This is a genomic window from Cytobacillus sp., assembly GCF_964223445.1.
Lineage (GTDB): Bacteria > Bacillota > Bacilli > Bacillales > Cytobacillaceae > Cytobacillus.
Genome location: NZ_CAXQGS010000051.1, coordinates 1 through 23431 on the forward strand (window position 1 = coordinate 1; position 23431 = coordinate 23431).

Consider the following 23431-nt stretch of genomic DNA (forward strand, 5'->3'; position numbering starts at 1 on the left):
TGCGGGAGGAGAGGGAGTGAGAGACCCCACAGGCATAGCCGAGGAGGCTCTCATTCCTCCCCGCGGAAAGCAAGTGCCCGCAGCGGAAATCAACGGCCGGGTTCATAAGCAAACAAAATTTGAGAAAAGAGCTTATGTTTAACACCAGTTCTTTAGTGAATTGGTGTTTATATCTGTATAGAAAAAAGTTATGCTTATTTAGGATAAATGTAAAAAGAGGAGAGAAAAAAGAGTTTGAAAGTTATAAGAGGGGCTATTATCACTATTGTTATTGTGTTTATGTTGTTACTGGGAATTGCAGTTCCTGCCGCACTTATTGGGTTAGCTGTCTTTTTAATTGGATTATATTTGAATAATCAGTACCGGAAATATAAGATAAATTTTAAAAAATCTGGCTGGATTATGGCTGCTGGCTTTGTTTTATCCATTTTTTTAGCAACTGCAGATTCTAATGCAACAGAAACAGGAAGTGAGCCTGAGAAAGAACAAATAATGACAGATCAGGATGAAGCAGATAAGAAGGCTGAAGAAGAGAAGCTTGCTGAAGAGAAGGCTAAAGAAGAGGAAGCCAAGATGCAGGCAGAGGAACAGGAAAGGCTGGAAGAAGAACAGGAAGAAAAACAGAAACAAGAAGAGGCTGAAAAGCAAAAACAGGTACAGGATCAAAATCAGGCTGCAGAGAGCTTAGGCCTCGAACTAGTTACTGTCGGCAGAGTAGTAGATGGTGACACAATAGAAACATCAGACGGGAGGAAGGTCCGCCTGATTGGAGTGAACACTCCCGAATCAACAACAAGAGTAGAAGAATACGGAATAGAAGCAAGTCAATTTACCGCATCTGAGCTGACTGGCAAGAAAATCTGGATGCAAAAGGATGTCTCAGACACAGACCGGTATGGCCGCCTGCTGAGAATCATTTGGGTAGACATCCCCACTGATGATATGGACGAAAATGAAATACGTGAAAAAATGTTCAATGCCCATTTGGTTCTGAATGGTTATGCCGAGCCATCCACCTACAATCCGGATGTGAAATACAGTGACTACTTCAGAAAATTCGGAAGGGAAGCAAGAGAAGCCACTAAAGGATTATGGGCTCTCGGGGATGAGGGAACAACTAAAGGAGACCTGGATTCTGCAGCAGCAAGCGGTTCCTCTTCAGGTTCAGGAAATGCCGGCGGCAGCGGGTCGAATGACAGCAGTGGTACAGCCGCCAATTCGTCATCCGCAGAAGGCAGCACTGAGTCCTACCAAAACTGTACAGAGTTAAGAAAGGTTTATCCAAATGGTGTGCCGTCTACACATCCTGCCTATGACTCAAAACATGATAGAGACAAGGACAACTTTGCTTGCGAACGATGACATAAGGGCCGGCTCCAGATACAGAGCCGGCTTCTACCTTGTAAAGACCATTTAATAAAATAAAAGAACACTGGCATACTCTGCCAGTGTTCTATGATGTTCTTTTATGATGGTCATTCAATTTAATAAGGGAACCTCTTTTAATCCAATAATGAAAATTATCGGCCGGGAAAACCCCGCGTCCATTTGATCTGTCCATCTGGATGACAACACTGTTTGGAGTCACCTCCAGAATTCTAAGAGTTTCGGAACGGTAAAGATTCGGCGCGAAAGTACTTTTGATTTCAAATTGCATATCCTTATCAAGGTTCAATGATGACACCTCCTAATTAGTTAATTATGTTTAATGTCCCCATTCTTTGTTTTTCTATCCAATTATTGGCCAGTATATTTTTGTTTATTAACTTAATAGAGAAATTGCATCTTTAGAATTTTTTTAATAAACTGTATAATTCAATGGGGAACTATGAATTTTAACAAGCAGGTGAAGTGTGTTGAAGGAAAAAATTAAAGTTGGATTAATAGGAATGGGTGCTGTAGGGGAAAGGATACTGCGTCAATTTCGGCAGCATGAGGAGTTTGAGATTGCAGCGCTTTGTGATCGAAATGCCGAACGCTTAGATAAATTTAAGGCTGTGCTGACAGATGCAGCATTACATACCAATCATTTGGAACTGCTTCAGGATGAAACCATCAAAATCATCTATTTAGGTGTTCCGCCAAAATTTCATTATTCAATTAGCATGGATATTATAAAGAGCGGCAAGCATCTTCTTTGTGAAAAACCTCTGGCCAATTCCATTGAAGAGGCGAAGGATATGTATGAAGCTGCCGAAAATGCAGGAATCATCCATGCCATGAATTTTCCGATGGCATACAGCCCGTCCTTTAAAGTGTTTAGGGAAAAGATACAGAATGGTGAACTGGGTGAGATTAAGAAGGTAGAACTGCACCTGCAATTTACACACTGGCCGCGTGAATGGCAAAAGAACGATTGGATTTCCAGCAGGGAGCAAGGGGGCTTTATCCGGGAAGTATCTCCTCACTTTATTCATATGATTCAGGATACCTTCGGAGAGCTGCTCCATGTCCGATCTTTTGTGGAATACCCGGATGATGAACGTATATGTGAAACCAGCTTTACCACATCATTAAAGCTTCCTGGCGGTATTCCTGTTCTATTTAACGGAATTGCGGGAATTGGGCAAAAAGAACATCTGTCTTTTAAAGTTTTTGGTGATAAGGGTACTTTAGATATGCAGAATTGGAGTGTTCTTGTACAGAGTACGTCAGAAAACAGCGGAGAAATTTTAACGCTTGATGAGCCGGTATACAGTCTGCCTTCAGAACTCTTCAAAGCAATAAGAGGAGAACGTGCATTATTGGTTTCCTTTAAAGAAGGGTATCAGGTGCAGAAGGTGCTGGAAAAAATCCTATTAAGCTAATTAGAGGCACATTTGTGTCTCTTTTAAATTATCAATACCCAGGCCAATCCCATGCATCTTCTTATGAAACAATACTCGAAAAAATCAGGTGTTTTAATGTATAATAATCAGGTGAGAGTTCTTCCAAAGAAAGAAGACTCTATTTCTAATCATAAATTTCATAGATCCAAAGTTGAAAGAGAGTGGGACATATGGGCCGTAAATGGAACAATATTAAAGAAAAGAAAGCATCCAAAGATGCAAATACGAGCCGTGTATATTCCAAGTTTGCACTTGAAATATACGTGGTTGCCAAGCAAGGTGAGCCTGATCCTGAAGCAAATCAGGCTTTAAAATTTGTGCTCGAACGCGCAAAAACATATAATGTGCCAAGAAATATCATTGATCGTGCAATTGAAAAAGCAAAAGGCGGAGCGGAAGAAAACTATGATGAGCTTCGCTACGAAGGATTCGGGCCTAGCGGATCCATGATTATAGTCGATGCATTAACTAATAACGTAAATCGCACAGCCTCAAATGTACGTGCTGCATTCGGTAAAAATGGCGGGAATATGGGTGTGAGCGGATCTGTTTCCTATATGTTCGACTCAACCGCTGTGATCGGCATTGAAGGCAAATCGGAGGAAGAAGTGCTGGAAATCCTGATGGAAGCAGACGTAGATGCACGTGATATCCTGGAAGAAGATGATACGGTAATCGTATATGCAGAACCTGATCAGTTTCATGCAGTTCAGGAAGCATTCAAGTCAGCGGGCATCAATGAGTTTGCTGTTGCTGAATTAACAATGCTCCCACAAAATGAAGTCACCCTTGATGCTGATGCACAGGCGCAATTTGAAAAGCTGATTGACGCCCTTGAAGACCTGGAAGATGTCCAGCGTGTTTATCACAATGCAGACCTGGGTGAATAACTGAGAAAAGGAGTCCACTTAATTGATGGACTCTTTTTTTGTAAAATAATTTTATTATGTAAACTATTTATGTTACCAGATTTATCATTTGGAAGAAAAGGAATTTTAGATATTCAAATTGAATTTACTCTCATTTGAAAAACCGCTGAAATAAATGTGGCTTTATGGTGATATCAGCCGATATCTGTCGAATAGCATTTTGCTATCAAGTGCTACCTCCTCGCAAAATGTAATCATTGGCCTTAACTTTCGTCTTAAGATATATTGACTAAATGGAAAATAACTGCAATATAAATTTCTGCGTTTAAACTTTGTATGCACGGGAACATGAATGGTGAAAGGAGAGTTTAGCACACATGAATACGTTTAAGGTTATTTATACTTTTGAAAAAGGTGTTACCGTAACAGAAGAAGTTGAAGCAGAGAATAAATCTGAAGTAATTGGAAGCATTAAAGACCTGGAAGGATTTGTAGAACTAACATGCTCTGAAGGTCACTATCATCGATTTGATTTTGCAGATGTAAAGTTAGTCACAATTACAGAATAAAAGGAAGGCCAAAAATGGCCTCCCTCTAAAACCCGCTGGTTAGCGGGTTTTTATTTTCTTACAAGATCTCCAACAAGGATATACCTCTGCGGTGCATCGCCAATAAAGTCAAAAGGATAGCAGGTTGTGACAGTAAGGGTTGCTCTTTGCTTAGGTACAATTACGGTTCTGTCGTCTGCATCGACGATTCTTATTTTACGAACTTTATAGGTGAATTCTCCAGCAGAAGTGTTCACGACAAGGAAATCGCCAATCTTTACTTCTCCAAGTTTGCGAAAGACCGTATCCCGGTGGCCGGAAAGGACTGAATTGTCTTCTTCTCCTGGAAGGACGCTGCCTGCATAATGGCCAACTCCCTTTTCTAACTCATCTTCATCCGTACCATGGAAGATTGGAAGATGGGCCGATATATTAGGTATTGATAGAACGCCCATTTCTTCTCCCTTTTTAGGACGGACAGTATATAGGCTATGCTGTTCCTTTTTTTGTTCAGTCTTTACATCTGTACTACCAGTGCTGGACGGGTCTATATGGGCTGAAGTTTTTTGACTATGCAAATATGGCAAGAGATTTGAAGCTGCAATCCAAATTCCGCCCAAAATAAAAGTTAGTCCAATTGCTCCTTTTAATGTGAGTTTCCTTTTCACGCAGCTTTCACTTTCCGCCTGTGTAAAATGGCAAATCCTAAAAGGATCAGACCAATGCCTGCAAATACTCCTTCAATATAATTGCCTGCTGTGTTTGGCAGTTTTCCGCCTTTTACAGTTTTTGCGTGTTTGGAATCTGGTTTCACTTTAGCAGGCTCCTGTTTTTTGATTACAGTTTCCGCCTGATTCAAATCTGTCACTGTGTCTTCAATGAGCTCTGAACTGAACATCTCTGCTGTAATAATCATATCTGCCAGGAACTTGCCTTGAGTATTATAAAGTTCAATAAGCAGGTCATAGCCATTTGTCTCTTCCAAAGCCACCATTTCATCTGTTGTTAAATGGATTTTTTCGCCATCTTTTACAAGATAAAACTCGGCATCAAGCTGGAACAGATCCATCATTTCCTGCATAATGCTGATAAGTTCAGCTATTTCTGCTTCTGTTAAATCCCCGGCACTGTCAAACTCACCAAAGGCCATTAAACGGCTTTCAAGGTCCATCATTTTATCAAGCAATTCGGGATTCTCGAAATCCAAAGTCATAAAATGTGCAAATAATGCTTCAAGTTCTTCATCTGTCAGATCTATATCTGCGAATATTTGGTTTATTTCGTCTTCACCAGGCAATTCATCTCCACCCAGATAAATGGAAACCATGATATCAAGGTCCTCAATATATTCATAGTTTTCAAGGGAGTCATCGTTTTCCTCAAGCAGGGAGATGAGCTCCTCTTTTGTAAGTCCATAATCATTTAATAGCTGCTGAAGTGTTTCATCGTTAATTTCAGTGCCTGTATAGGTTAAAAAAGAAACGGTAGAATCTAAAGCATCAATATATCGGAAAACATCCCGAACATCGTCAGTCGTTTCCATTTCTCCATTCTCCGCAAGCAGTGCAATTAACTCTTCCTCATTTTCAAAATCATAGTCAGCTAATAGCTGCTGCAGGTTTTCTTCAGTAATAGGCTCACCCAGATATTCAATCAATTCCTCCATTGTATCGAAATCTTCGATATTCATATCCCAAAAATATTCCAGATGGTCATTTAATCCTTCTTCAGACCAATTTGTTTCCTTCAGGAGTTCAGCCACTTCATCATCGCTTGGTGCTGCAAGGCTGACAGCCGGAAACAAGCTCAACAATAGGATGGATGCAATAACAATACTTAGTCTTCTCAATGATATTTCCTCCATATAAGATAATAAATTCTAGAATAATATAATGGAAAAAATATTTTTCGGATAGAATTGTTATTTGAAAATTTATTAGATATAATATTTGGATTTTTTTGCAGCAGAAAGAGAGTGGGGAAATGCTGATTTATCAAGGGATAAAATATTAAGCTGAGAAGATTCGGTTAAAAAGAGCGTGGATAATTCCTTATTAATCCATTTTTTCCTCTAATTAAATAATTATTATATACCATACATGTGAAGTAAAAAATGCCAAATCAGGTATTGATTAATTATTTCAAAATGTGTAAAATTACACTAATCGAACCAAGTGAATATATAAATGAGGTGAATCCCTTGAACCCCGAAACAGAAAAATATCATCAAAATATATTTCAATTTGAACTCACGAAGTTGAAAGAGAAAGACTATATTTCAGCAGAACATTATGAAATCACCTTGAGCGCCCACCAACTGTACTATCAGGACCTGGAAGAGCTGAAGCAAGTGCAGGTTAAGGCAGCAAAAGCTGCAGAAGAAATCAGGCAAATGCCAGTTCAACAGGCAAAAAAACCTGCGAAAAAGAAATTATCTCTGGAAGAAGTCCGTGAAAGAAACATTTCCTGGCTGCTGAATGTTGGAGTCATCCTGCTCCTTATCGGCGGGTTATTTGTTGCCACGAGTAACTGGGATACCATGTCTAATTTTATGAAAAGTGCATCCATTGCAGTGGTTTCGCTTCTTTTCTATTGTTTTGCTTTTGTTTCCGGAAAAGTATTAAAAATTGAAAGAACATCGTTTGCTTTCATAGTTCTTGGGAGTTTATTTTTGCCTATATTTATTTTGTCTATCGGCTGGTTTGAATTGCTCGGCCCTTATTTTTCCTTTTATGGGGAAGGACGCTATATACTCGGAGCGGCTGGCAGTTTACTGGTCGTTCCAGTATACAGTATATTTGCACAGAAGCTGGGTTCACGTCTTTTTGTATGGTTTGCTTATATTGCCCTGTCTGCCGGGGCTGGTTATACCCTGGCAGCATTGAAGCTTGAAAATGACAGTTTCTTTCTTGGATTGATGATTTTCAATGCTCTGCTGTCAGCAGCTTATCACCGCCTGAAAAAACAGGCTTCCCTTAAACTGTTTTCGGGAGAATTGATTTACTTTGCTCAAATCAATTTAGTGATCTCTACATTATTAATGCTTTTATTTTTTAATAGCCACGTTTTATATAGTGTGAATATTATGATAACGGCAGCCGTTTACTTATCAATGGTGTATGTAACAGGCAGGAAGGAGTTTCATTTCGTTTTCAGTTTACTGATTGTCTATGGTGCCTATCAGCTGATTGAAAATACAATTTTAAATTCGGCAGGACCTGTTTTATTTGCACTTGTAGGGATTGGTTTTCTGTTTGTTCCTAGAGTTATGGATAAGCACTATTCCTGGGATAAGGTATTTAGACTGACCAGTGCAGCGGTTTCCATACTTGCTTTTCTCTATATTTCAGTTGAAGGTATCCTGTTAATGGCCGGCGAACCCTCTGCAGCACTGCTGCTGGCTTACATTATTCTTGCCGTGCAGTTTATATATTTGGCAAATGTTATGGGAAACGGGCTATTTGCTTACCTGGCACCCGTGTTTTTAGCCTCTGCTCTATTTGAAACAGTATTAATGCTGGATAAAGCCGCCCCGTTCAATAATCTATCTTTCCCTGTTTTCTTTATTGGCTTTGTGCTTTTTATAAGTCTCGGGTATTTGCTAAAGTACCCGCTCTTAAAAGTGGTGGAATCAAGCTCACGGGATGTGGCTGTTAGTATTATGTTATTTTCAGTTGTGACTGCAGCAGGATTTCTTGATTGGCTTGCTGCTGGCTCCATGCTATTAATCTTTAGCTTTGTCATGTACCTCATGAATAAGGCTGAAAATAGGATATTTTATTTAGAAGCGATTCCCTGGGCCATCCCTTTGTCAATCGGGTTTGCCTTTATGTTTTATGGTGAACATCTGCGAAGCTGCTCAAGCTTTTATCAGAATCAGTTAGGTATGGCCATGAATACCATGATGGCAAGTATTGCCCTGCTTATACTTTATGGCGTTCTGTCTAAGAAAGGGCACAAAAATCAAGCCGGAAACGTGTTTTTAATCTCATTGGGATTTTATACAATCTCACTATTTACAGCAGCTGCTTTGTCAATCAATGAAGTCTGGATGAGACCGGCAGTATTTATTGGGGGCATTATTATGTATCTTGCCTTGTATCGATTCCATAAACAAAGCTGGATTCCGTTTGTATCTGGAGCGATTTCACTTTTTGCTTATTTTATGATCTTGATTGGTTTGCCATTTAACTTTACATTTTTTAATTGGGTGCAATTTCCGCTGGGGGCATGGATCCTGCTTTGTGCGGCTTTCTATATTTCTAATAAGGACCTTGTCCTAGCCAGAGGGTTCAGCTGGATTGGCCATATTTACATGCCGTTTGCCATGATCCTGACATTTTTTATCTATAGGGAAAATAGTATTTGGCCCTTCCTGGTCACCCTTGCGGTCTATTGGGTCAGTTTCAGGTTATCTGTTAAAGAGTGGAAGGTAAAGATATTCCTTTACAGCTCATTCTTAACTTTATTCATGGTAATCTTGACGGGAATGGATCATATATTGGAAGAGAACGTCAGTGAGTATGCCGTTCTTTTAGTCAGCTGTGCCGTATTCTTATTCTGGCTAACCGGAAAAACTCAAGATAAAATGAGAAGTGTTTACTTTCTCATACCCTGGTCTGTGATTGGGATCCTGGCATTTTTAACTTCATATCCCTTTGGTTATGTGCCGTTTTTCGTTTCTATTATCTATTCTGCAGGATTGATCGTATATTTGCATAGAACTAAACTTGATATATTGGCTGCTGTTCCATTGGTATTACTATATGCGGCAGTACTCAAATTCCTGTTCATAAACGGAATCGCTCCAGATATGAAAATTCTGGTTGTGGCTGGTTTCGGCCTGGCATCGGCAATAATCGGCAAAATGGTATATGCCAAAATTTTAATGAATAAAAAAGCTGATAGCTACACTATAATCTCGCTGTTATTTTTCCTTGCCGCCTATCTTTTTCCGGCAGTTTCCCTATGGGCGGAAGTTCTCCCTGGACTCCTGATCAGCACACTTTTATTTTTACAGAGGGGCAGAATGGCATCAAAATACTTATGGCTGCCTGGATTGCTGTCGGGAGCAGTATTGCTCGAGCCTTATTATAGTTTATTAAAGAATATTGAGCTGTCTGACCTTTTCATAAGGGAGGCATACGTGCTTCCATGGATCATCCTGATTATTTTTGTCCGAAAAGTGCTGAAAGGGCAATACGCAGCACAAACAAACAAAATTCAGTGGGCAGTCCTAATAACGGTTTCCCTGCTGCTTGTACAGGATGGCCTTGCAAGCAATACGGTTTATGATGCGCTCATAGTTGGCACGCTCTCCCTGATTTCGATGCTTTCTGGAACCTTCTGGAGAATAAAATCCTACTTCTTTGTTGGCTCCGGGGTACTGCTCCTGAATGTGCTGCTACAAACAAGACCTTATTGGGGAAATCTTCCTTGGTGGGCGTATCTTTTAATTGCAGGCTCTATTCTCATTTCTGCAGCAAGCTATCATGAATGGCAGAAGCAAAAAACAGCAAAAGGCGAGAAGCCTTTAATATCTAAATGGAAAAATAGCATTATGAATAAATTAAAAGAATGGTCCTAAGAAAGTTAACCTAGCCCTCGGGCTAGGTCTTTTTATTATTTTCCAAACAAATGAGTAAATTTTCAGAAAATAAGTTGACTTTTTCCTGTTTACACGGTATCTTTGTGTTAAACATATAACACTTATTTCATCTAACGATATTTTAACGTTATATAGAATTATTATCTCAATATGATGAAAATCTGGGAGGTCATGTCTTGATTCTGCATGATATTGAAACGGAAAGCCGTGATTTTATAGAAGAATTACAGTTGAACCGGCTCAAGCAGACAGTGGAAAGAGTATTTAATCATGTGCCTTTTTATCGGAAAAAGTTTTTGGAAAGTAATTTTGCACCTGAAGTTGTTAACAGCCTGGATGATATTCAAAAGCTGCCCTTTACTGTTAAAGCAGATTTGCGGGAACATTACCCATTCGGGCTTTTTGCTGTGGATAAAAAAGAAATTGTCCGTCTGCACGCTTCTTCCGGAACGAGCGGAAAACCGACTGTAGTGGGCTACACACGAAATGACATCAAAATGTGGAGCAATCTGATAGCCAGGGCAATCTCAATCGGAGGAGGCAAACCTGGCCAGACATTGCATAATGCTTACGGATATGGTCTCTTTACAGGTGGATTGGGACTGCATTATGGCAGTGAACAGCTTGGCATGGCTACAGTACCTGTTTCCGGAGGAAATACTGACAGACAAATTATGCTGATTCAAGACTTTAAGCCAGAAGTTATTTGCGGAACTCCTTCCTACATTCTCCATTTAGCAGAGAAGATGGAAGAGAGGGGAATAGACCCGGCGGATACATCATTAAAGTTTGGGATTTTGGGTGCAGAGCCCTGGTCTGAAGAAATGAGGAAAACACTGGAAGCTAAGCTTGGGATTAAAGCATGCGATATTTATGGACTGAGTGAAGTTCTGGGACCGGGAGTAGCTATGGAATGCCATGAATCTCAGGACGGGCTGCACATTGCTGAGGATCATTTTTATGCAGAGGTCATCGATCCGATAAAAATGATACCGCTTCCATACGGGGAGGAAGGTGAGCTTGTTTTTACAAGTTTAACGAAGGAAGCTTTTCCGGTGATCCGCTACCGGACGGGTGATATCGCCTCCCTTTCTAAAGAGAAGTGTATTTGCGGGAGAACTACGATTCGCATGAGCCGTGTGAAAGGCCGTTTAGACGATATGCTTAATGTAAATGGTGTAAACGTCTTTCCATCCGAAATCGAACGGTGCATTCTTCAGATGCCTGAGCTTTCTCCCCACTACTATATCCAAGTGTATAACAAGGGAAGTTTAAAAGTTTTAGAGCTTCATGCTGAATGGAGCGAGGAGTTTTATAGAGATATGGGAGAAGCAGAGCATGTACAAAAGAAGATCAAGGAAGCAGTGAAGCAAAATTGCTTTATTAACATTGGCCTTGTTCTCCATCCGCCGAAAATGCTGCCAAGATCGGAAGGGAAAGCTGTCAGGATTGTAAATACGGCAGTGAAAAAAGCAGTAACCTGAATGAATGATTTTTTAACTCGATAGGGGTGAATCACGTGTCAGAAGCTCTTTTCTTTGAAGAGATGACGGAAGAACAAAAATACGAGCAGTTCATGAAACGCATAAATACAGGAGAAAAAATTGAAGCGGATGATTGGATGCCGGAAGATTACAGAATAACATTAATCAAATTGATTTCGATGCATGGAATCAGTGAGATTATGGGAGCACTTCCTGAAAAGGAGTGGGTGCCAAAAGCCCCTACATTAAAACGAAAGCTGGGAATTATGGCAAAGGTGCAGGATGAGATGGGACATGGACAGCTGCTGCTTCGTGTTGCAGAGGATTTAATGAAGCCTCTCGGGAAAACCCGCGAAGATATTATGCAGGATTTATTCAGCGGAAAACTGAAATTCCACAATGTTTTTCATATGGAGGCTCCAACATGGGGGGATGCCGGGCTGATCGGCTGGCTGGTTGACGGTGCTGCTATCATTACCCAGACCAATATGCTAAATGCTTCATATGGACCCTATGCAAGAGCACTTAAAAGGATTTGCGCGGAAGAAGTTTTTCATGCCCAGCATGGTGAAGCAATCATCATGGCGCTGGCTGAAGGAACCGAGGAGCAGAAAGCGATGGTACAGGATGCGGTTAACCGCTGGTGGGAAGCGCTGTTAATGTTCTTTGGCCCCGGTGATGCCTCTACTACCGGCACTTCCAAACAGGATATAACGATAAAATACAGAATCCGGACAAAGACGAACGAAGACTTAAGGCAGGACTTTTTTACAAAGTATATTCCCCGCGTTCTCTCGCTTGGCCTCAAACTGCCGGATGAGACAATGCATTTTGACAAGGATCAGGAGCATTGGATTTATAGACAGCCTGACTGGAATAAGTTCAAGGACATTATTAAAAATAATGGTCCAAAATCTCAGGAGCGACTCGGACTCCGCCGTACAGCTTATGAGACTAACAAATGGGTGCGTGAAGCTCTCAATCCTGCAAACTAAACTGTTCAGATGGGGGGGATCCCTTTGGGAAACGAAGGATTTTATCAGGAATTCGAAGTCTTTAGTCAAAGAACCGATACCTCGCCTCTGCAATATCAATTTTCCCTGCTGGCGCCAAATCGAGAGCTTGCACTGGTCATGGCACAGGAAAATTTTATGAGGAGAGAACCGGTTGCTGATATCTGGGTCGTCAAACGCTCTGATATCCGGAAGCTGACACCGGAAGAAAAGCAATCACTTCAGCGTCTGGACAACAAAGATTACCGCACGACAAAAGGATACGGATATTTGAAGAAAAAGTGGCGCCAATACGAGCAGGAAATGCTTGATGAAAAGGAAATTCTGTCATGGGGAGGGATGAAGAAAGGTGACTGAGCCAGTTAGTAAAATGCCAATCGATGCCAGGATTAAGCCGGCACTGACATCATTATTATATCAGCTTGCTGACGATGACTTCATACTTGCCTACCGGGGTTCAGAGTGGCTTGGCCTGGCACCTCATATAGAGGAGGATGTCGCCTTTTCATCCATCAGCCAGGATACCATGGGCCATGCGGCCATGTTTTATCAGCTGCTGGAGGATCTCGGAGAAGGCAATGTAGACAGACTTGCACATGCAAGAGGAGCTTCTGAAAGGAAAAATGCTGTCCTTTTGGAGGTGGTCAATGGACCAGGTCATTACTTGTCTTCAGCACAATATGACTGGGCATTCGCTGTAGTAAGAAATTATTTTTATATCCAAGCGAAAAAAATCAGATTGGACTCACTTAAAAATTCTTCCTATCGGCCTTTAGCCGAGGTGGCATTAAAGGTTAATATGGAGCTGTATTATCATCTCCTTCACTGGAAAACATGGTTTATCCAGCTGATGCAGGCTGGCGGGGAAGCCAGAACGAGGATGGAAGCAGCCACTGGGAAGGTTTTAGCTGATTTTGAAGGAGTCCTAACATTGGGAGCGCTGGCAAAAGATATGGCGGAACATGGTCTCATTGATAAGGAAGAAATATTAAAGCAGCGCTGGCTGCTTAACATGAAGCCTGTTTTTGAATCTATCAATCTGGCAGTCTCAGAAGCAGACCTTGCAATGAAAAATGGAAATGGCCGCATAGGAGAGCATACTGCCGACCTTGAGGCGGCTTTAACCACTTTGAGCGAGGTGTATAACATAAATCCAGCTGCAAGCTGGTAGTATTTTTTAAGGGTGATGTAAATGGAGCAGGATCAAATGTTGATAAAAACCGCGTTAGAAGCGCTTCATAATGTTAAAGACCCTGAAATAGATACCATTTCTATTGTTGATTTAGGAATGCTGGAGCAAATTGAGGTGGAGGGCAATTCAGTATTGGTTAAACTCCTGCCTACTTTTATGGGATGCCCGGCACTGGATATCATTCGAAAAAACGTTGAAACCGAGATAGGCAAGGCAGGGATTTTTGAAAAAATAGATGTCCAGTTTATCTATCATCCGCCCTGGGCGTCTGACCGGGTAACAGAAACAGGAAGGATAAAGCTAAAAGAATTTGGGATTGCGCCGCCTCCAAAATTAATAAGTGAAACAGGCGAATGGCATGTGGATTGTCCTTTTTGCGGGTCCACATATACGACGATGGAAAACCTTTTTGGCCCTACAGCCTGCCGCAGTATTTTATACTGCAAATCCTGCAAAAACCCCTTTGAAGCTATGAAGCCTGTATCAACGATGATGTAGCTATAAGGACTGTTATGAAAGCAGGTCAAATTTTTGTCTAATGCTATTTTTAAGATGCTTGTAAACTGTTAATCCTTCAATGATAAATTCCTGGAGACAGCACAAATAACATATGAATCCGGCTCCAGGAATACTATTAAATGAATCAAATCCACTAAACATGAAAGGAAGATGGCAAATGGTAAAATTAATCGCTCTTTATAAGCACCCTGAAAATAAGGAGGCATTTGATGACCATTATTTTAATACGCACGCGCCGCTTACAGCCAAAATTCCGGGTCTCCGCAAAATGGAGGTTACAAAAATTGTCGGCAGCCCTATGGGGGGCGAAGGGAAGTACTATTTGATGTGCGAAATGTACTACGACAGCCATGAAGCTTTACAGGAGGCTATGAGAACAGATGAAGGCAAGGCATCAGGAAAAGACGCCATGAAATTTGCAGGTGATATTATCAGTCTTATGATTGGTGAGGAAGCAAAATGAGTAAAAGCTATGAAGCTATTGAAGTTTCACAGCTTGGGAAGCTTGGTTTAATTGCATTAAACCGGCCAAAAGTCTTAAATGCAATCAACCGCCCTATGGTTTCAGAGATTCTGGATGCGATGGAAGGGTTTGAGGCTGACAGCAGCATAAAGGCTATCGTATTAAGCGGCAATGGCAGAGCCTTTGCAGCCGGAGCAGATATTGATGAGATGGCAAACGACCAGGCAATAGATTTTGAGCTTCGCAATCAATTTAAGGATTGGGATCGCCTTGCCATGATCAAGAAACCGATTATCGGGGCGGTTCATGGTTTTGCCCTTGGCGGGGGCTTTGAGCTTGCTTTATGCTGTGATTTGCTTTATGCCGCTGATAACGCGGAATTTGGCTTTCCTGAGGTAAACCTGGGAGTAATGCCAGGTGCAGGCGGAACGCAGAGGCTTACTAAGCTTGTCGGAAAAACGAAAGCAATGGAATGGCTTTTTACCGGTAAAAGAATCACCGCCAAAGAAGCGCTTCAACATGGCATCGTCAACCAGCTTATATCAGAGGAGCTTCTTTTGGAAGAAACGATGAAGGCGGCTGAACAAATTGCCAATCAGGCGCCAATTGCCATACGCCTCATAAAGGAAGCAGTTCTTAAAGCTGTAGATACTTCTTTAAATGAGGGAATGGAATTTGAACGGAAGAATTTTTATTTATTATTTTCGACAGAAGATCAAAAAGAAGGAATGAATTCCTTTATTGAAAAACGCAAGCCGCAATTCAAAGGAAAGTAGAGGAGGTGTACATAGCAAATGTTTGAAACGGTGAAATATGAGGTCGCAAACGGTGTTGCTTGGATTTCATTAAACCGGCCGGATAAACTGAATGCATTCACAGAACAGCTTAATAAAGAGGTTCAGCAGTCCATAAAACAGGCAAGCCGGGATAAAGAAGTCAGATGCCTTGTTATCACAGGCGAAGGACGTGCATTTTGCTCTGGCCAGGACCTTCAGGGTGTAAATGAGGATATGGATCATGGCGAGGTACTCCGCCGGTTCTATAATCCAATGATAATGGAGCTTCATAAATGTAAAAAACCGGTTATCGCTGCAGTCAATGGGGTGGCAGCAGGGGCAGGCATGAGTCTCGCATTAGCATGCGATTTCAGGCTTCTTTCTGATAAAGCCAGCTTTTTAGAAGCTTTTATCCATGTTGGGCTGGTGCCTGATGCCGGGAATCTCTACTTTCTGCCAAAACTGATCGGTCATGCGAAAGCCATGGAGCTTGCAGTGCTCGGTGAAAAGGTTAATGCACAGGAAGCCAAAGAGCTTGGCCTGGCTACCAGGGTAATTCCTATGGAGAAATGGAAGGATGAAATAACAGCTTTTGCAGAAAGGCTGGCCGGCATGCCGACAGCGGCCATTGCGATAATTAAGAAGAACCTGAAAGCGAGCTGGGAATCCACTTTAGAAGAATGTTTGGAGAGAGATGCACAGGGTCAGCGGCTAGCCGGCCTTACTCTTGACCATAAAGAGGGTGTAGCCGCATTTATGCAAAAGCGAAAGCCTGTGTTTCAAGGGAAATAGACTTTACTGGATGAAAGGACTTAGAATCCATTAAATTCTTTGCCCGTTTTTATGTTCTTCTTGCGAGCATCTCGTTTTGGGTGCTCGTCTTTTTTAAACTGAAAGGAGGATTTACACCATGAAAAATATTGTCGTAATCGGTTCAGGCGTAATGGGGCGGGGGATTGCGTATGTCAGTGCAGTAGGGGGATTTCACACCACCCTTGTAGACATCAGCCAAGAACAATTAATCCGTGCGGAAAAAGAGATTGATAGCATCTTTGAAAAAGGACTCATCAGGAATAAAATAACAGCAGTTGATATGGAAGCAGGCAAAAATCGTCTTACCTATTCTGTAAGTCTTGCTCAGCATGTAAGTGCAGCTGATCTTGTTATTGAGGCTGTCCCTGAAGTGATGGATATTAAGAAGAATATTTTTGAGGTGATTGATCAGCACGCACCTGAGCACTGCTGTTTTGCAACAAACACCTCTACCATGAGTCCAACCGAAATTGGATCATTTACAAAACGTCCGGATAAAGTGATTGCCATGCATTTCTTTAATCCCGTCCCCAAAATGCCGCTTGTTGAAATTATTAAAGGGCTTGAAACAAGCGAAGAAACATCACAGTCAATTAAACGTGCTGCTGAGTTAATGGGGAAAGAAACAGTAGTCATTAATGAATTTCCAGGCTTCGTAACAAGCAGGATCAGTGCGCTCGTTGGAAATGAGGCATTTTATATGCTTCAGGAAGGTCTTGGCTCACCTGAAGAAATTGATAAGGCAATTAAGCTTGGGCTAAATTATCCGATGGGGCCATTCGAACTTGGCGACCTTGTCGGCCTTGATACGCGCCTGAATAATTTAAAATACCTTCACAGCAAGCTGGGTGAAAAATATCGGCCGGCACCGCTCCTTGAACAATATGTTAAAGCAGGAAGGCTAGGGCGCAAAACGGGCAGGGGTGTTTATGATTACACTGCCAGAGAGGAAGTTAAGCAATGAGAAAAGCAGTAATTGTGGATGCTGTCAGGACACCGATAGGAAGATATAAAGGTGTGTTAAAGGATATTCGCCCGGATGATTTAGGAGCCATCGTCATAAAGGCTCTGCTTGATAGAAACCCGATCGTGAATCCAGCAGAAATAGAAGAGGTCATACTGGGAAATGCCAATCAGGCAGGAGAAGATAATCGCAATGTGGCCAGGATGGCAGCTTTGCTTGCCGGATTGCCTGTCGAAGTGTCTGCTTCAACTGTTAACCGGCTTTGCGGGTCTGGTTTAGATGCTGTTAATTATGCTGCACGGGCCATTTTAGCCGGAGAAGGAGATATTTTTATTGCAGGCGGAACGGAGAGCATGACACGTGCCCCATTTGTAATGGCAAAGCCAAGCAGCGAGTTTCCAAGAGGGAATATGGAGATGTATGACACAACCATTGGATGGAGATTTACAAACAGCAGGCTTGAGAAAATGTACGGTGCTGAAAGCATGCCCAAGACAGCAGAAAATGTTGCAGAAAAATATGGCATATCGCGTGAAGAACAGGATCTATTTGCTTTTGAAAGCCAGAAGAGAGCAAAAGCAGCTATTGAAAAAGGCAAATTCGACGATGAAATCATTCCAGTTACATACATCGATAAAAAAGGGGATGAAATAACCATTTCACGTGATGAGCATCCCCGTCCGGAAACTACTTTTGAAAAGCTCGCAAGCTTAAAACCGATTTTTCAAGGCGGAACTGTAACGGCGGGCAATGCTTCAGGGGTTAACGACGGTGCGTCTGTATTGCTGATGATGTCAGAGGAAAAAGCGAGTGAACTTGGATTACAGCCCCTTGGAACTTATATTGTATCGGCAACAGCAGGGCTTGAGCCTTCTATTATGGGGGCAGGTCCTGTTTATTCCACCCAGAAAGCTTTGAAGAGGGCTGGTCTTATGATGACTGATATAGACTTAATCGAGTTAAATGAAGCTTTTGCTTCACAATCCATTGCCTGCATAAAAGAACTTGGCGCCGATTCGGAGCGGGTAAATGTAAATGGCGGAGCGATAGCATTGGGCCATCCGCTTGGAGCGAGCGGTGCCCGTATTCTGACGACTTTATTGCATGAAATGAAGCGCAGGAATTCAAAATACGGCCTGGCAACGATGTGTGTGGGAGTTGGCCAGGGGATTTCTACAATTGTTGAGCGCTGACCATAGAGCTTTTTCACTCTATGGTTTTTAGGGTTTATAAGGACTTTGGCGTGATGTATGAAGGCAGAGACAGTTAAATTATTTAGTATGCCGAAAAAGTATTGTTCAAAACTATCTACTTTTAGTACAATTGTATATAACGAATTTTTTCCGTTCAACCCACAAGATGAAATGAGGATGAAAGCAAGTTGAATACAAGGTCAATGATTTTCACACTTTATGGCGATTATATTTCACATTATGGAAGCAAAATTTGGATTGGAAGCCTTATAAAGCTTTTAAGCGAATTTGGTCATAATGATCAGTCTGTAAGAGCAGCGATTTCAAGAATGAATAAGCAGGGATGGGTGAGCGCAGAAAAGATCGGCAATAAAAGCTATTACTCCTTAACGCCTAGAGGGCAGAAAAGAATTGAGGAAGCGGCTAAGCGAATTTTTAAATTAAAACCTGAAGAGTGGGATGGCAAGTGGCGCATACTCATGTATACTATTCCGGAGGAAATCCGCAATGTGCGGGATGAATTGCGGAAGGAACTTGTTTGGAGCGGTTTTGGCTCCATGTCCAGCAGCTGCTGGATCTCTGCTAATAATCTTGAGAAACAAGTATTTGATTTGATTGAGAAATATGAAATTGCCGACTATGTTGATTTCTTTATTGCCAGGTATGCAGGACCGCATAAGAATATCGAAATAGTTGAAAAAAGCTGGAACCTGACAGAGATAAATGATAGATACCAGGAATTTATCTCAGAATACAGCCAGAAATATATCATCGATAAAAATAAAATCCAGAAGGGGAATATGACTGATGCAGAATGTTTTGTGGAAAGAACAAAGCTTGTGCATGAATACCGGAAATTCCTCTTTGTGGATCCGGGGCTCCCAGAAGAACTTCTTCCAGATAAATGGCTGGGCAGCCATGCTGCTGCTTTATTCAGTGAATATTATAAAGAACTGGCAGAACCGGCATCAAGATTTTTTGAAAGTGTTTTTAAGGAAGGAAATGAACTTAAAAACAGAGATGCCGATTATGACGCATTAAATCATCCCTATATGGTGGAATAAGAAAGAGCCATCTTGCAGACGAGCAGGATGGCTCAATTTCTATTTTTATCAGTATATCTATTAAATCCTGCCGCAGTATCAATATAAAGATCTAACGTAAAAGATCTATCGGCATCTCAAACGTTTTCCATAAAAATAAAATCCAAAGGAACCCGATTCCCAATGCTGCCAGCGGCCGTTTATGATGAATTCTAAGAATAATAAACATGAAAAGATTAAAAAAGAACGACCATTGGATTGACCAGCCATTTGAATGCTCAATGAGGTCCAAATAGTAAAGATTGATAAATTCAATGGTGGTATATAGAAACACCCATAGTAGAATCCATCCTGCCTGCTTAAAGAATCCAGACGGATAGCGGCCGATGAAGATTAGAATTGTTACCGGATATACGATGGCCATAATCATGAGATTAATGACAGGGTGCCCAATAAGAATATTCTCAGCAAATATAGTCTCTTTATATTGCCACATTGGGTAATTGCGAAGAAGAAAGTTTTTTAACAAATCTCCTCCAATTAAAAAAAGGATGGTTGGGTAGTATACACGCCAGTTTCTCCAATCCCCCCATTTCAATCCCGCCAATAAAAAGAGCAAATTATAAAATAAGTGCATCAAATCCCTCTTTCAATACGAATCACAAAAATAAAACATCGCATTAATGAATAAATATATCATTCCTTAACAATATTACTTTTATGATTCTTTTCTTCATGAGAGCTTATTAATCCCGATAATCCATCAAAATAAGGTGATTTTATGGTTCTGCCTGCAGCACTTGTAATTGCATTTTATACACTAAGTTTCTTTTTCTTTATAGAAAAAAAGCTTTCCTTTTTGCAAAACTCTCTGGTTCTTATGCTAATTTCAATTGCAGCCCGAAACTACACAACCATACTTGCTCTTCAATTAAATTGGATTCATATTACAGAAGATTCTATTTTATTTATTGTGTTCTTGATTCATCGTGAAATTATTGGACCCTTTCTAGTTCTTATGTTTATAAATATTTATTGGAAAACTCAATCTCGCATAAAAAGGATAACTTTATTCGCCATATTCTTAATCTGTCTTCTTGGTATGGATCTTTTCAGCTTCACATCCGGAGTAATTACCTTTTTAGACTGGAATTTAATTAAAGCAGGCATAGGAAATTCGGCTTTTTTGATTGCCGGGCTCGGATTGTCCAGGGGGATAATGTATCTAAAGCAGGAGCCTACTAATTATGGAAAAGATATATGAAAGAGCTTTTGACGCAAATGAATGGTTTGTATTAGCAAATTTACTGCTATCCCTAATTCTTATATGGAAACTGCCCAAAAAACTATCTGGCTTGGAAACGGCAGTTCATCTCACCATCGGCGTATTTATAGGGATGTTCTTCGATCATACCATTAGTATCAGGCCGTGGGATTTTTATGATGTAAATGATACATCGAATTATCAAATCATTGATCTTGTGAGCTATATTATGTACGGGCCATACAGTTACTTTTTTATATATTTATATGTGAAATTAAATCTAAAAGGATATATGAATATCCTGTATGTCACCATCTGGTCTATTGTTGCTGTATTGATTGAATGGTTCTCTGTTAAGCTCGGCATATTTCATTATGAAAAGGGCTATCAGATGGCCTGGTCATTTCCTATTTATGCATTTGTTCAAACACTGCAAATCATGTTTTATAAAATTTCACTAAAAATGGAAAAGGGGACTGAATAGAGGCCTGTCTGCAAAACGGCGATGTGAATGAAAGGGTATTCTACCTGATGCATTGATTGCATCCTTCGATGTTTAGTATATGTGTTCCTAATTGTCAAACTATTAAAATTAGTATAACATTATTTTAACGGAGGAGGAATTTGATTGAATATATTAACGGACATTTTAAATATCAAATATCCAATTATTCAGGGCGGCATGGGGAATATTAGCAATGCCATTTTAACAGCGGCAGTTTCGGAAGCTGGAGGGCTGGGCACCATCGGAGCAGGAACAATGCCTCCTGAGGAAGTTGAGAAGATAATTGAGGAAACAAGAAGTTTAACAAATAAGCCATTTGCTGTTAACGTTGCATTAAGTGTCTCACCTTATGTAAAGGAAATCCTGTCCCTGGTAATTAAACATAAGGTTCCAGCAGTTTCCCTTTCGGCCGGAAACCCGGCTCCCTTTATCCCTAAGCTGCATGAAAATGGTGTGAAGGTCATAACCGTAGCAGCTTCGGTCAGACAGGCGCTGAAAGCAGAGGCAGCCGGTGCGGATATTATTGCAGCTGAAGGGTATGAGGCAGCAGGAATCAATAGTTCACTTGAAACTACTACACTCGTATTGATCCCTCAGATTACAGGCGAGGTTTCAGTTCCAGTCGTGGCTGCCGGGGGAATCGGTGATGGCAAAGGGCTTGCTGCCATGCTTGCACTGGGGGCAAGCGGTGTGCAAATGGGCACTAGATTCATAGCTACCAAGGAGGCACCATTCCACCCGCAGTATAAACAGAAAATTATTCAAGCATCCGATTATGAAACCGTTATTGTAGGGCGTTCAGTTGGCAGAATACGAAGACTGCTTTCCACAGGTTATGCCAAAAAATTGCTGGACTATGAAAAACATGGCATCAGTCTTGATGAGTTTAATAAACTCACTTCAGAAGACTATCATAAAATTGGAGCGATAAATGGGAACGGTGATGAAGGGTTTATGAACAGCGGACAGATAGCTGGCCTGATTGCTGATCTTCCAAGCGTAAAGGAGCTTTTGGATAATATGATAGAAGATGCTAACCTTCAGCTTCATAAGGCTAAAAAACTTTTACACTAGCAAGCAGGCAGTTTTATTCCTGCTTGCTTTTTTATGGAAATATATTTAATTTTTAGAATATTATTGACACTTCAGCGTTCAGGGTGGTAATATAACGTTGTATTTACGATATTAAAAGTAAATATCATATAAATGGTGAAAAACCATTTTGTGTACTATTTCCACCTTAAGATGTAAGCGTATACATAATAGGTTTAAACTACCAGGAAGCTGATAGTTAATAAATTTGAATAGGGGGTCATATAATGAAAAAATCGTTTAAAGCTCTTTCCTTAATTATGGCTGCAGGGCTGCTTGTTTTGAGCGGCTGCGGACAGGAAAAATCCAGCGGGTCTTCTTCAGAAGGTGATGAGAAGAAACAGTACACAATTGGCATCACACAATTTGTTGAACATCCATCCTTAGATGCTGCGACAGAGGGGTTTAAAAAAGCATTGGAGGATGAAGGCTTTAAAGAAGGCGATAATGTAAAATTCGATTTCCAAAATGCTCAGGCTGATATGAATAATACCCAGTCGATTGCAAATAATTTTGTCGGCGATAAAGTGGATATGATTTTTGCAAATGCTACTCCGAGTGCCGTGAGTGCTCTAAATGCGACGAAGGACATTCCAATTCTATTCACATCTGTTACAGACCCTGTTGGAGCCGGCCTTGTCGAATCCTTTGATCAGCCCGGAGACAATATCACAGGTACTACTGATAACCACCCGGAGGGAACTTCAAAAACAATTGATTTTATGATTGATGAAGCTGGAGTTAAAAATATTGGCATCATTTACAATTCTGGAGAGCAAAATTCCGAGGTACAGGTTAATCAGGTAAAAGAGCTTGCTGAACCAAAAGGAGCAAAAATTGTTGAAGCATCTGTTTCAACCTCTGCCGAAGTTAAGCAGGCGGCCGACTCTCTTGTTGGAAGGGTAGATGCCATTTATATCCCTACAGATAACACGGTTGTGTCTGCGCTTGAATCGGTTATTTCTGTTGCTGACAGCAAAAAGATTCCTTTATTCGTGGGTGAACTGGATTCCATGAAACGCGGTGCTATAGCAGCCAGCGGATTCAGCTATTTTGATCTTGGCTATCAGACAGGTAAAATGGCAGCTGAGATCTTAAAAGGAAATAAAAAGCCATCTGAAATTCCGGTTGAGCTTCCTGGAAGCCTCAAACTGGTTATCAATAAAAAAGCAGCTGACGCACAAGGACTGGAAGTAAAAGAAGAATGGGCAGATTTCGCTGAGTTCCATGAAGAATAAATGAGAATATCCGCCGGCT

The 23431-nt window shown here is 41.0% G+C and carries 23 protein-coding genes; 19 read left to right on the plus strand and 4 right to left on the minus strand.

Features of this window, described 5'->3' with window-relative positions; all coding sequences use genetic code 11:
- Window positions 1-234: 234 nt before the first annotated feature.
- On the plus strand, window positions 235-1362 hold the full coding sequence (locus tag ACEQ1T_RS08360; RefSeq protein WP_206837293.1) for a thermonuclease family protein: 1128 nt from the start codon (window positions 235-237) through the stop codon (window positions 1360-1362).
- Window positions 1363-1453: 91 nt separating this feature from the next.
- Here the strand turns inward: ACEQ1T_RS08360 and ACEQ1T_RS08365 are convergent, their stop codons facing one another.
- The gene (locus ACEQ1T_RS08365) at window positions 1454-1684 is read right to left on the minus strand and encodes a hypothetical protein (RefSeq protein ID WP_312886133.1); all 231 of its coding nucleotides are present in this window, start codon (window positions 1682-1684) and stop codon (window positions 1454-1456) included.
- Between the two features lie 169 nt (window positions 1685-1853).
- On the opposite strand from ACEQ1T_RS08365, the gene ACEQ1T_RS08370 reads away from it, so the two are divergent.
- The 3 genes from ACEQ1T_RS08370 (at window position 1854) to ACEQ1T_RS08380 (ending at window position 4266) form a co-directional block, all read left to right on the plus strand.
- Entirely contained in the window at window positions 1854-2807 is a 954-nt protein-coding gene (locus ACEQ1T_RS08370; RefSeq protein WP_206837300.1) for a Gfo/Idh/MocA family protein, read from the plus strand.
- A gap of 191 nt (window positions 2808-2998) precedes the next feature.
- Window positions 2999-3718, plus strand: coding sequence for a YebC/PmpR family DNA-binding transcriptional regulator (locus ACEQ1T_RS08375; RefSeq protein WP_206837303.1), 720 nt, complete (start codon window positions 2999-3001; stop codon window positions 3716-3718).
- A 356-nt stretch (window positions 3719-4074) separates the two neighbouring features.
- A complete protein-coding gene (locus ACEQ1T_RS08380) occupies window positions 4075-4266 on the plus strand; it encodes a hypothetical protein (protein ID WP_206837306.1) in 192 nt (63 codons plus the stop codon).
- A gap of 50 nt (window positions 4267-4316) precedes the next feature.
- On the opposite strand, the gene ACEQ1T_RS08385 is transcribed toward ACEQ1T_RS08380, so the two are convergent.
- Together ACEQ1T_RS08385 and ACEQ1T_RS08390 are read right to left on the minus strand one after the other, a co-directional pair.
- Entirely contained in the window at window positions 4317-4913 is a 597-nt protein-coding gene (locus tag ACEQ1T_RS08385; protein WP_206837310.1) for a class D sortase, read from the minus strand.
- A complete protein-coding gene (locus ACEQ1T_RS08390; protein WP_370222441.1) occupies window positions 4910-6094 on the minus strand; it encodes a processed acidic surface protein in 1185 nt (394 codons plus the stop codon). Before ACEQ1T_RS08390 ends, ACEQ1T_RS08385 begins: the two co-directional genes overlap by 4 nt.
- A 342-nt stretch (window positions 6095-6436) precedes the next feature.
- Between ACEQ1T_RS08390 and ACEQ1T_RS08395 the strand changes: the two genes are divergently transcribed.
- The 12 genes from ACEQ1T_RS08395 (at window position 6437) to paaX (ending at window position 19334) form a co-directional block, all read left to right on the plus strand.
- Window positions 6437-9832, plus strand: a complete 3396-nt coding sequence (locus ACEQ1T_RS08395; RefSeq protein WP_370222571.1) for a hypothetical protein — start codon at window positions 6437-6439, stop codon at window positions 9830-9832.
- Window positions 9833-10029: 197 nt separating this feature from the next.
- Window positions 10030-11337, plus strand: a complete 1308-nt coding sequence (locus ACEQ1T_RS08400; protein WP_370222442.1) for a phenylacetate--CoA ligase family protein — start codon at window positions 10030-10032, stop codon at window positions 11335-11337.
- 62 nt (window positions 11338-11399) lie between these two features.
- Entirely contained in the window at window positions 11400-12332 is a 933-nt protein-coding gene (paaA, locus tag ACEQ1T_RS08405; protein WP_370222573.1) for a 1,2-phenylacetyl-CoA epoxidase subunit PaaA, read from the plus strand.
- A gap of 9 nt (window positions 12333-12341) precedes the next feature.
- Window positions 12342-12707 carry a 1,2-phenylacetyl-CoA epoxidase subunit PaaB gene (paaB, locus tag ACEQ1T_RS08410; RefSeq protein WP_370222444.1) on the plus strand — a complete coding sequence of 122 codons (366 nt, stop codon included), beginning with the start codon at window positions 12342-12344 and terminating at the stop codon, window positions 12705-12707.
- A 13-nt stretch (window positions 12708-12720) separates the two neighbouring features.
- The gene (gene paaC / locus ACEQ1T_RS08415; protein ID WP_211202467.1) at window positions 12721-13521 is read left to right on the plus strand and encodes a 1,2-phenylacetyl-CoA epoxidase subunit PaaC; all 801 of its coding nucleotides are present in this window, start codon (window positions 12721-12723) and stop codon (window positions 13519-13521) included.
- Window positions 13522-13557: 36 nt separating this feature from the next.
- Window positions 13558-14040: a 1,2-phenylacetyl-CoA epoxidase subunit PaaD gene (gene paaD / locus ACEQ1T_RS08420; protein ID WP_372530240.1), complete on the plus strand. Its 483-nt coding sequence runs from the start codon at window positions 13558-13560 to the stop codon at window positions 14038-14040.
- 178 nt (window positions 14041-14218) lie between these two features.
- Window positions 14219-14524 (plus strand): EthD family reductase, encoded by a 306-nt coding sequence (locus ACEQ1T_RS08425; protein ID WP_206837329.1) that lies wholly within the window; start codon window positions 14219-14221, stop codon window positions 14522-14524.
- Entirely contained in the window at window positions 14521-15300 is a 780-nt protein-coding gene (locus ACEQ1T_RS08430; RefSeq protein ID WP_206837332.1) for an enoyl-CoA hydratase-related protein, read from the plus strand. The genes ACEQ1T_RS08425 and ACEQ1T_RS08430 overlap by 4 nt, the downstream gene beginning before the upstream one ends.
- A gap of 18 nt (window positions 15301-15318) precedes the next feature.
- Window positions 15319-16092 carry an enoyl-CoA hydratase-related protein gene (locus tag ACEQ1T_RS08435; RefSeq protein ID WP_206837335.1) on the plus strand — a complete coding sequence of 258 codons (774 nt, stop codon included), beginning with the start codon at window positions 15319-15321 and terminating at the stop codon, window positions 16090-16092.
- A 118-nt stretch (window positions 16093-16210) separates the two neighbouring features.
- Window positions 16211-17077, plus strand: coding sequence for a 3-hydroxyacyl-CoA dehydrogenase (locus ACEQ1T_RS08440; RefSeq protein WP_370222448.1), 867 nt, complete (start codon window positions 16211-16213; stop codon window positions 17075-17077).
- On the plus strand, window positions 17074-18270 hold the full coding sequence (locus ACEQ1T_RS08445; RefSeq protein WP_370222449.1) for an acetyl-CoA C-acyltransferase: 1197 nt from the start codon (window positions 17074-17076) through the stop codon (window positions 18268-18270). Before ACEQ1T_RS08440 ends, ACEQ1T_RS08445 begins: the two co-directional genes overlap by 4 nt.
- A gap of 188 nt (window positions 18271-18458) precedes the next feature.
- Window positions 18459-19334: a phenylacetic acid degradation operon negative regulatory protein PaaX gene (paaX, locus tag ACEQ1T_RS08450; RefSeq protein WP_206837344.1), complete on the plus strand. Its 876-nt coding sequence runs from the start codon at window positions 18459-18461 to the stop codon at window positions 19332-19334.
- 91 nt (window positions 19335-19425) lie between these two features.
- On the opposite strand, the gene ACEQ1T_RS08455 is transcribed toward paaX, so the two are convergent.
- Complete coding sequence (locus ACEQ1T_RS08455; RefSeq protein ID WP_370222450.1) at window positions 19426-19950, minus strand: CBO0543 family protein; 525 nt, start codon at window positions 19948-19950, stop codon at window positions 19426-19428.
- Between the two features lie 610 nt (window positions 19951-20560).
- Between ACEQ1T_RS08455 and ACEQ1T_RS08460 the strand changes: the two genes are divergently transcribed.
- From ACEQ1T_RS08460 to ACEQ1T_RS08470, 3 genes are all read left to right on the plus strand, one after another.
- Window positions 20561-21061: a hypothetical protein gene (locus ACEQ1T_RS08460; RefSeq protein ID WP_206837353.1), complete on the plus strand. Its 501-nt coding sequence runs from the start codon at window positions 20561-20563 to the stop codon at window positions 21059-21061.
- Between the two features lie 144 nt (window positions 21062-21205).
- The gene (locus tag ACEQ1T_RS08465; protein WP_206837357.1) at window positions 21206-22156 is read left to right on the plus strand and encodes a nitronate monooxygenase family protein; all 951 of its coding nucleotides are present in this window, start codon (window positions 21206-21208) and stop codon (window positions 22154-22156) included.
- Between the two features lie 245 nt (window positions 22157-22401).
- The gene (locus ACEQ1T_RS08470) at window positions 22402-23412 is read left to right on the plus strand and encodes an ABC transporter substrate-binding protein (protein WP_370222451.1); all 1011 of its coding nucleotides are present in this window, start codon (window positions 22402-22404) and stop codon (window positions 23410-23412) included.
- Window positions 23413-23431: the final 19 nt, after the last annotated feature.

Coding starts and splice junctions, on each gene's coding strand:
- ACEQ1T_RS08430 (WP_206837332.1), top strand. CDS start 14,521: ATGAGTAAAAGCTATGAAGCTATTGAAGTTTCACAGCTTGGGAAGCTT.
- ACEQ1T_RS08435 (WP_206837335.1), top strand. CDS start 15,319: ATGTTTGAAACGGTGAAATATGAGGTCGCAAACGGTGTTGCTTGGATT.
- paaB (WP_370222444.1), top strand. CDS start 12,342: ATGGGGGGGATCCCTTTGGGAAACGAAGGATTTTATCAGGAATTCGAA.
- ACEQ1T_RS08440 (WP_370222448.1), top strand. CDS start 16,211: ATGAAAAATATTGTCGTAATCGGTTCAGGCGTAATGGGGCGGGGGATT.
- ACEQ1T_RS08460 (WP_206837353.1), top strand. CDS start 20,561: ATGGAAAAGATATATGAAAGAGCTTTTGACGCAAATGAATGGTTTGTA.
- paaC (WP_211202467.1), top strand. CDS start 12,721: ATGCCAATCGATGCCAGGATTAAGCCGGCACTGACATCATTATTATAT.
- ACEQ1T_RS08445 (WP_370222449.1), top strand. CDS start 17,074: ATGAGAAAAGCAGTAATTGTGGATGCTGTCAGGACACCGATAGGAAGA.
- ACEQ1T_RS08425 (WP_206837329.1), top strand. CDS start 14,219: ATGGTAAAATTAATCGCTCTTTATAAGCACCCTGAAAATAAGGAGGCA.
- ACEQ1T_RS08375 (WP_206837303.1), top strand. CDS start 2,999: ATGGGCCGTAAATGGAACAATATTAAAGAAAAGAAAGCATCCAAAGAT.
- ACEQ1T_RS08470 (WP_370222451.1), top strand. CDS start 22,402: ATGAAAAAATCGTTTAAAGCTCTTTCCTTAATTATGGCTGCAGGGCTG.
- ACEQ1T_RS08380 (WP_206837306.1), top strand. CDS start 4,075: ATGAATACGTTTAAGGTTATTTATACTTTTGAAAAAGGTGTTACCGTA.
- paaD (WP_372530240.1), top strand. CDS start 13,558: ATGTTGATAAAAACCGCGTTAGAAGCGCTTCATAATGTTAAAGACCCT.
- ACEQ1T_RS08455 (WP_370222450.1), bottom strand. CDS start 19,950: ATGCACTTATTTTATAATTTGCTCTTTTTATTGGCGGGATTGAAATGG.
- paaA (WP_370222573.1), top strand. CDS start 11,400: ATGACGGAAGAACAAAAATACGAGCAGTTCATGAAACGCATAAATACA.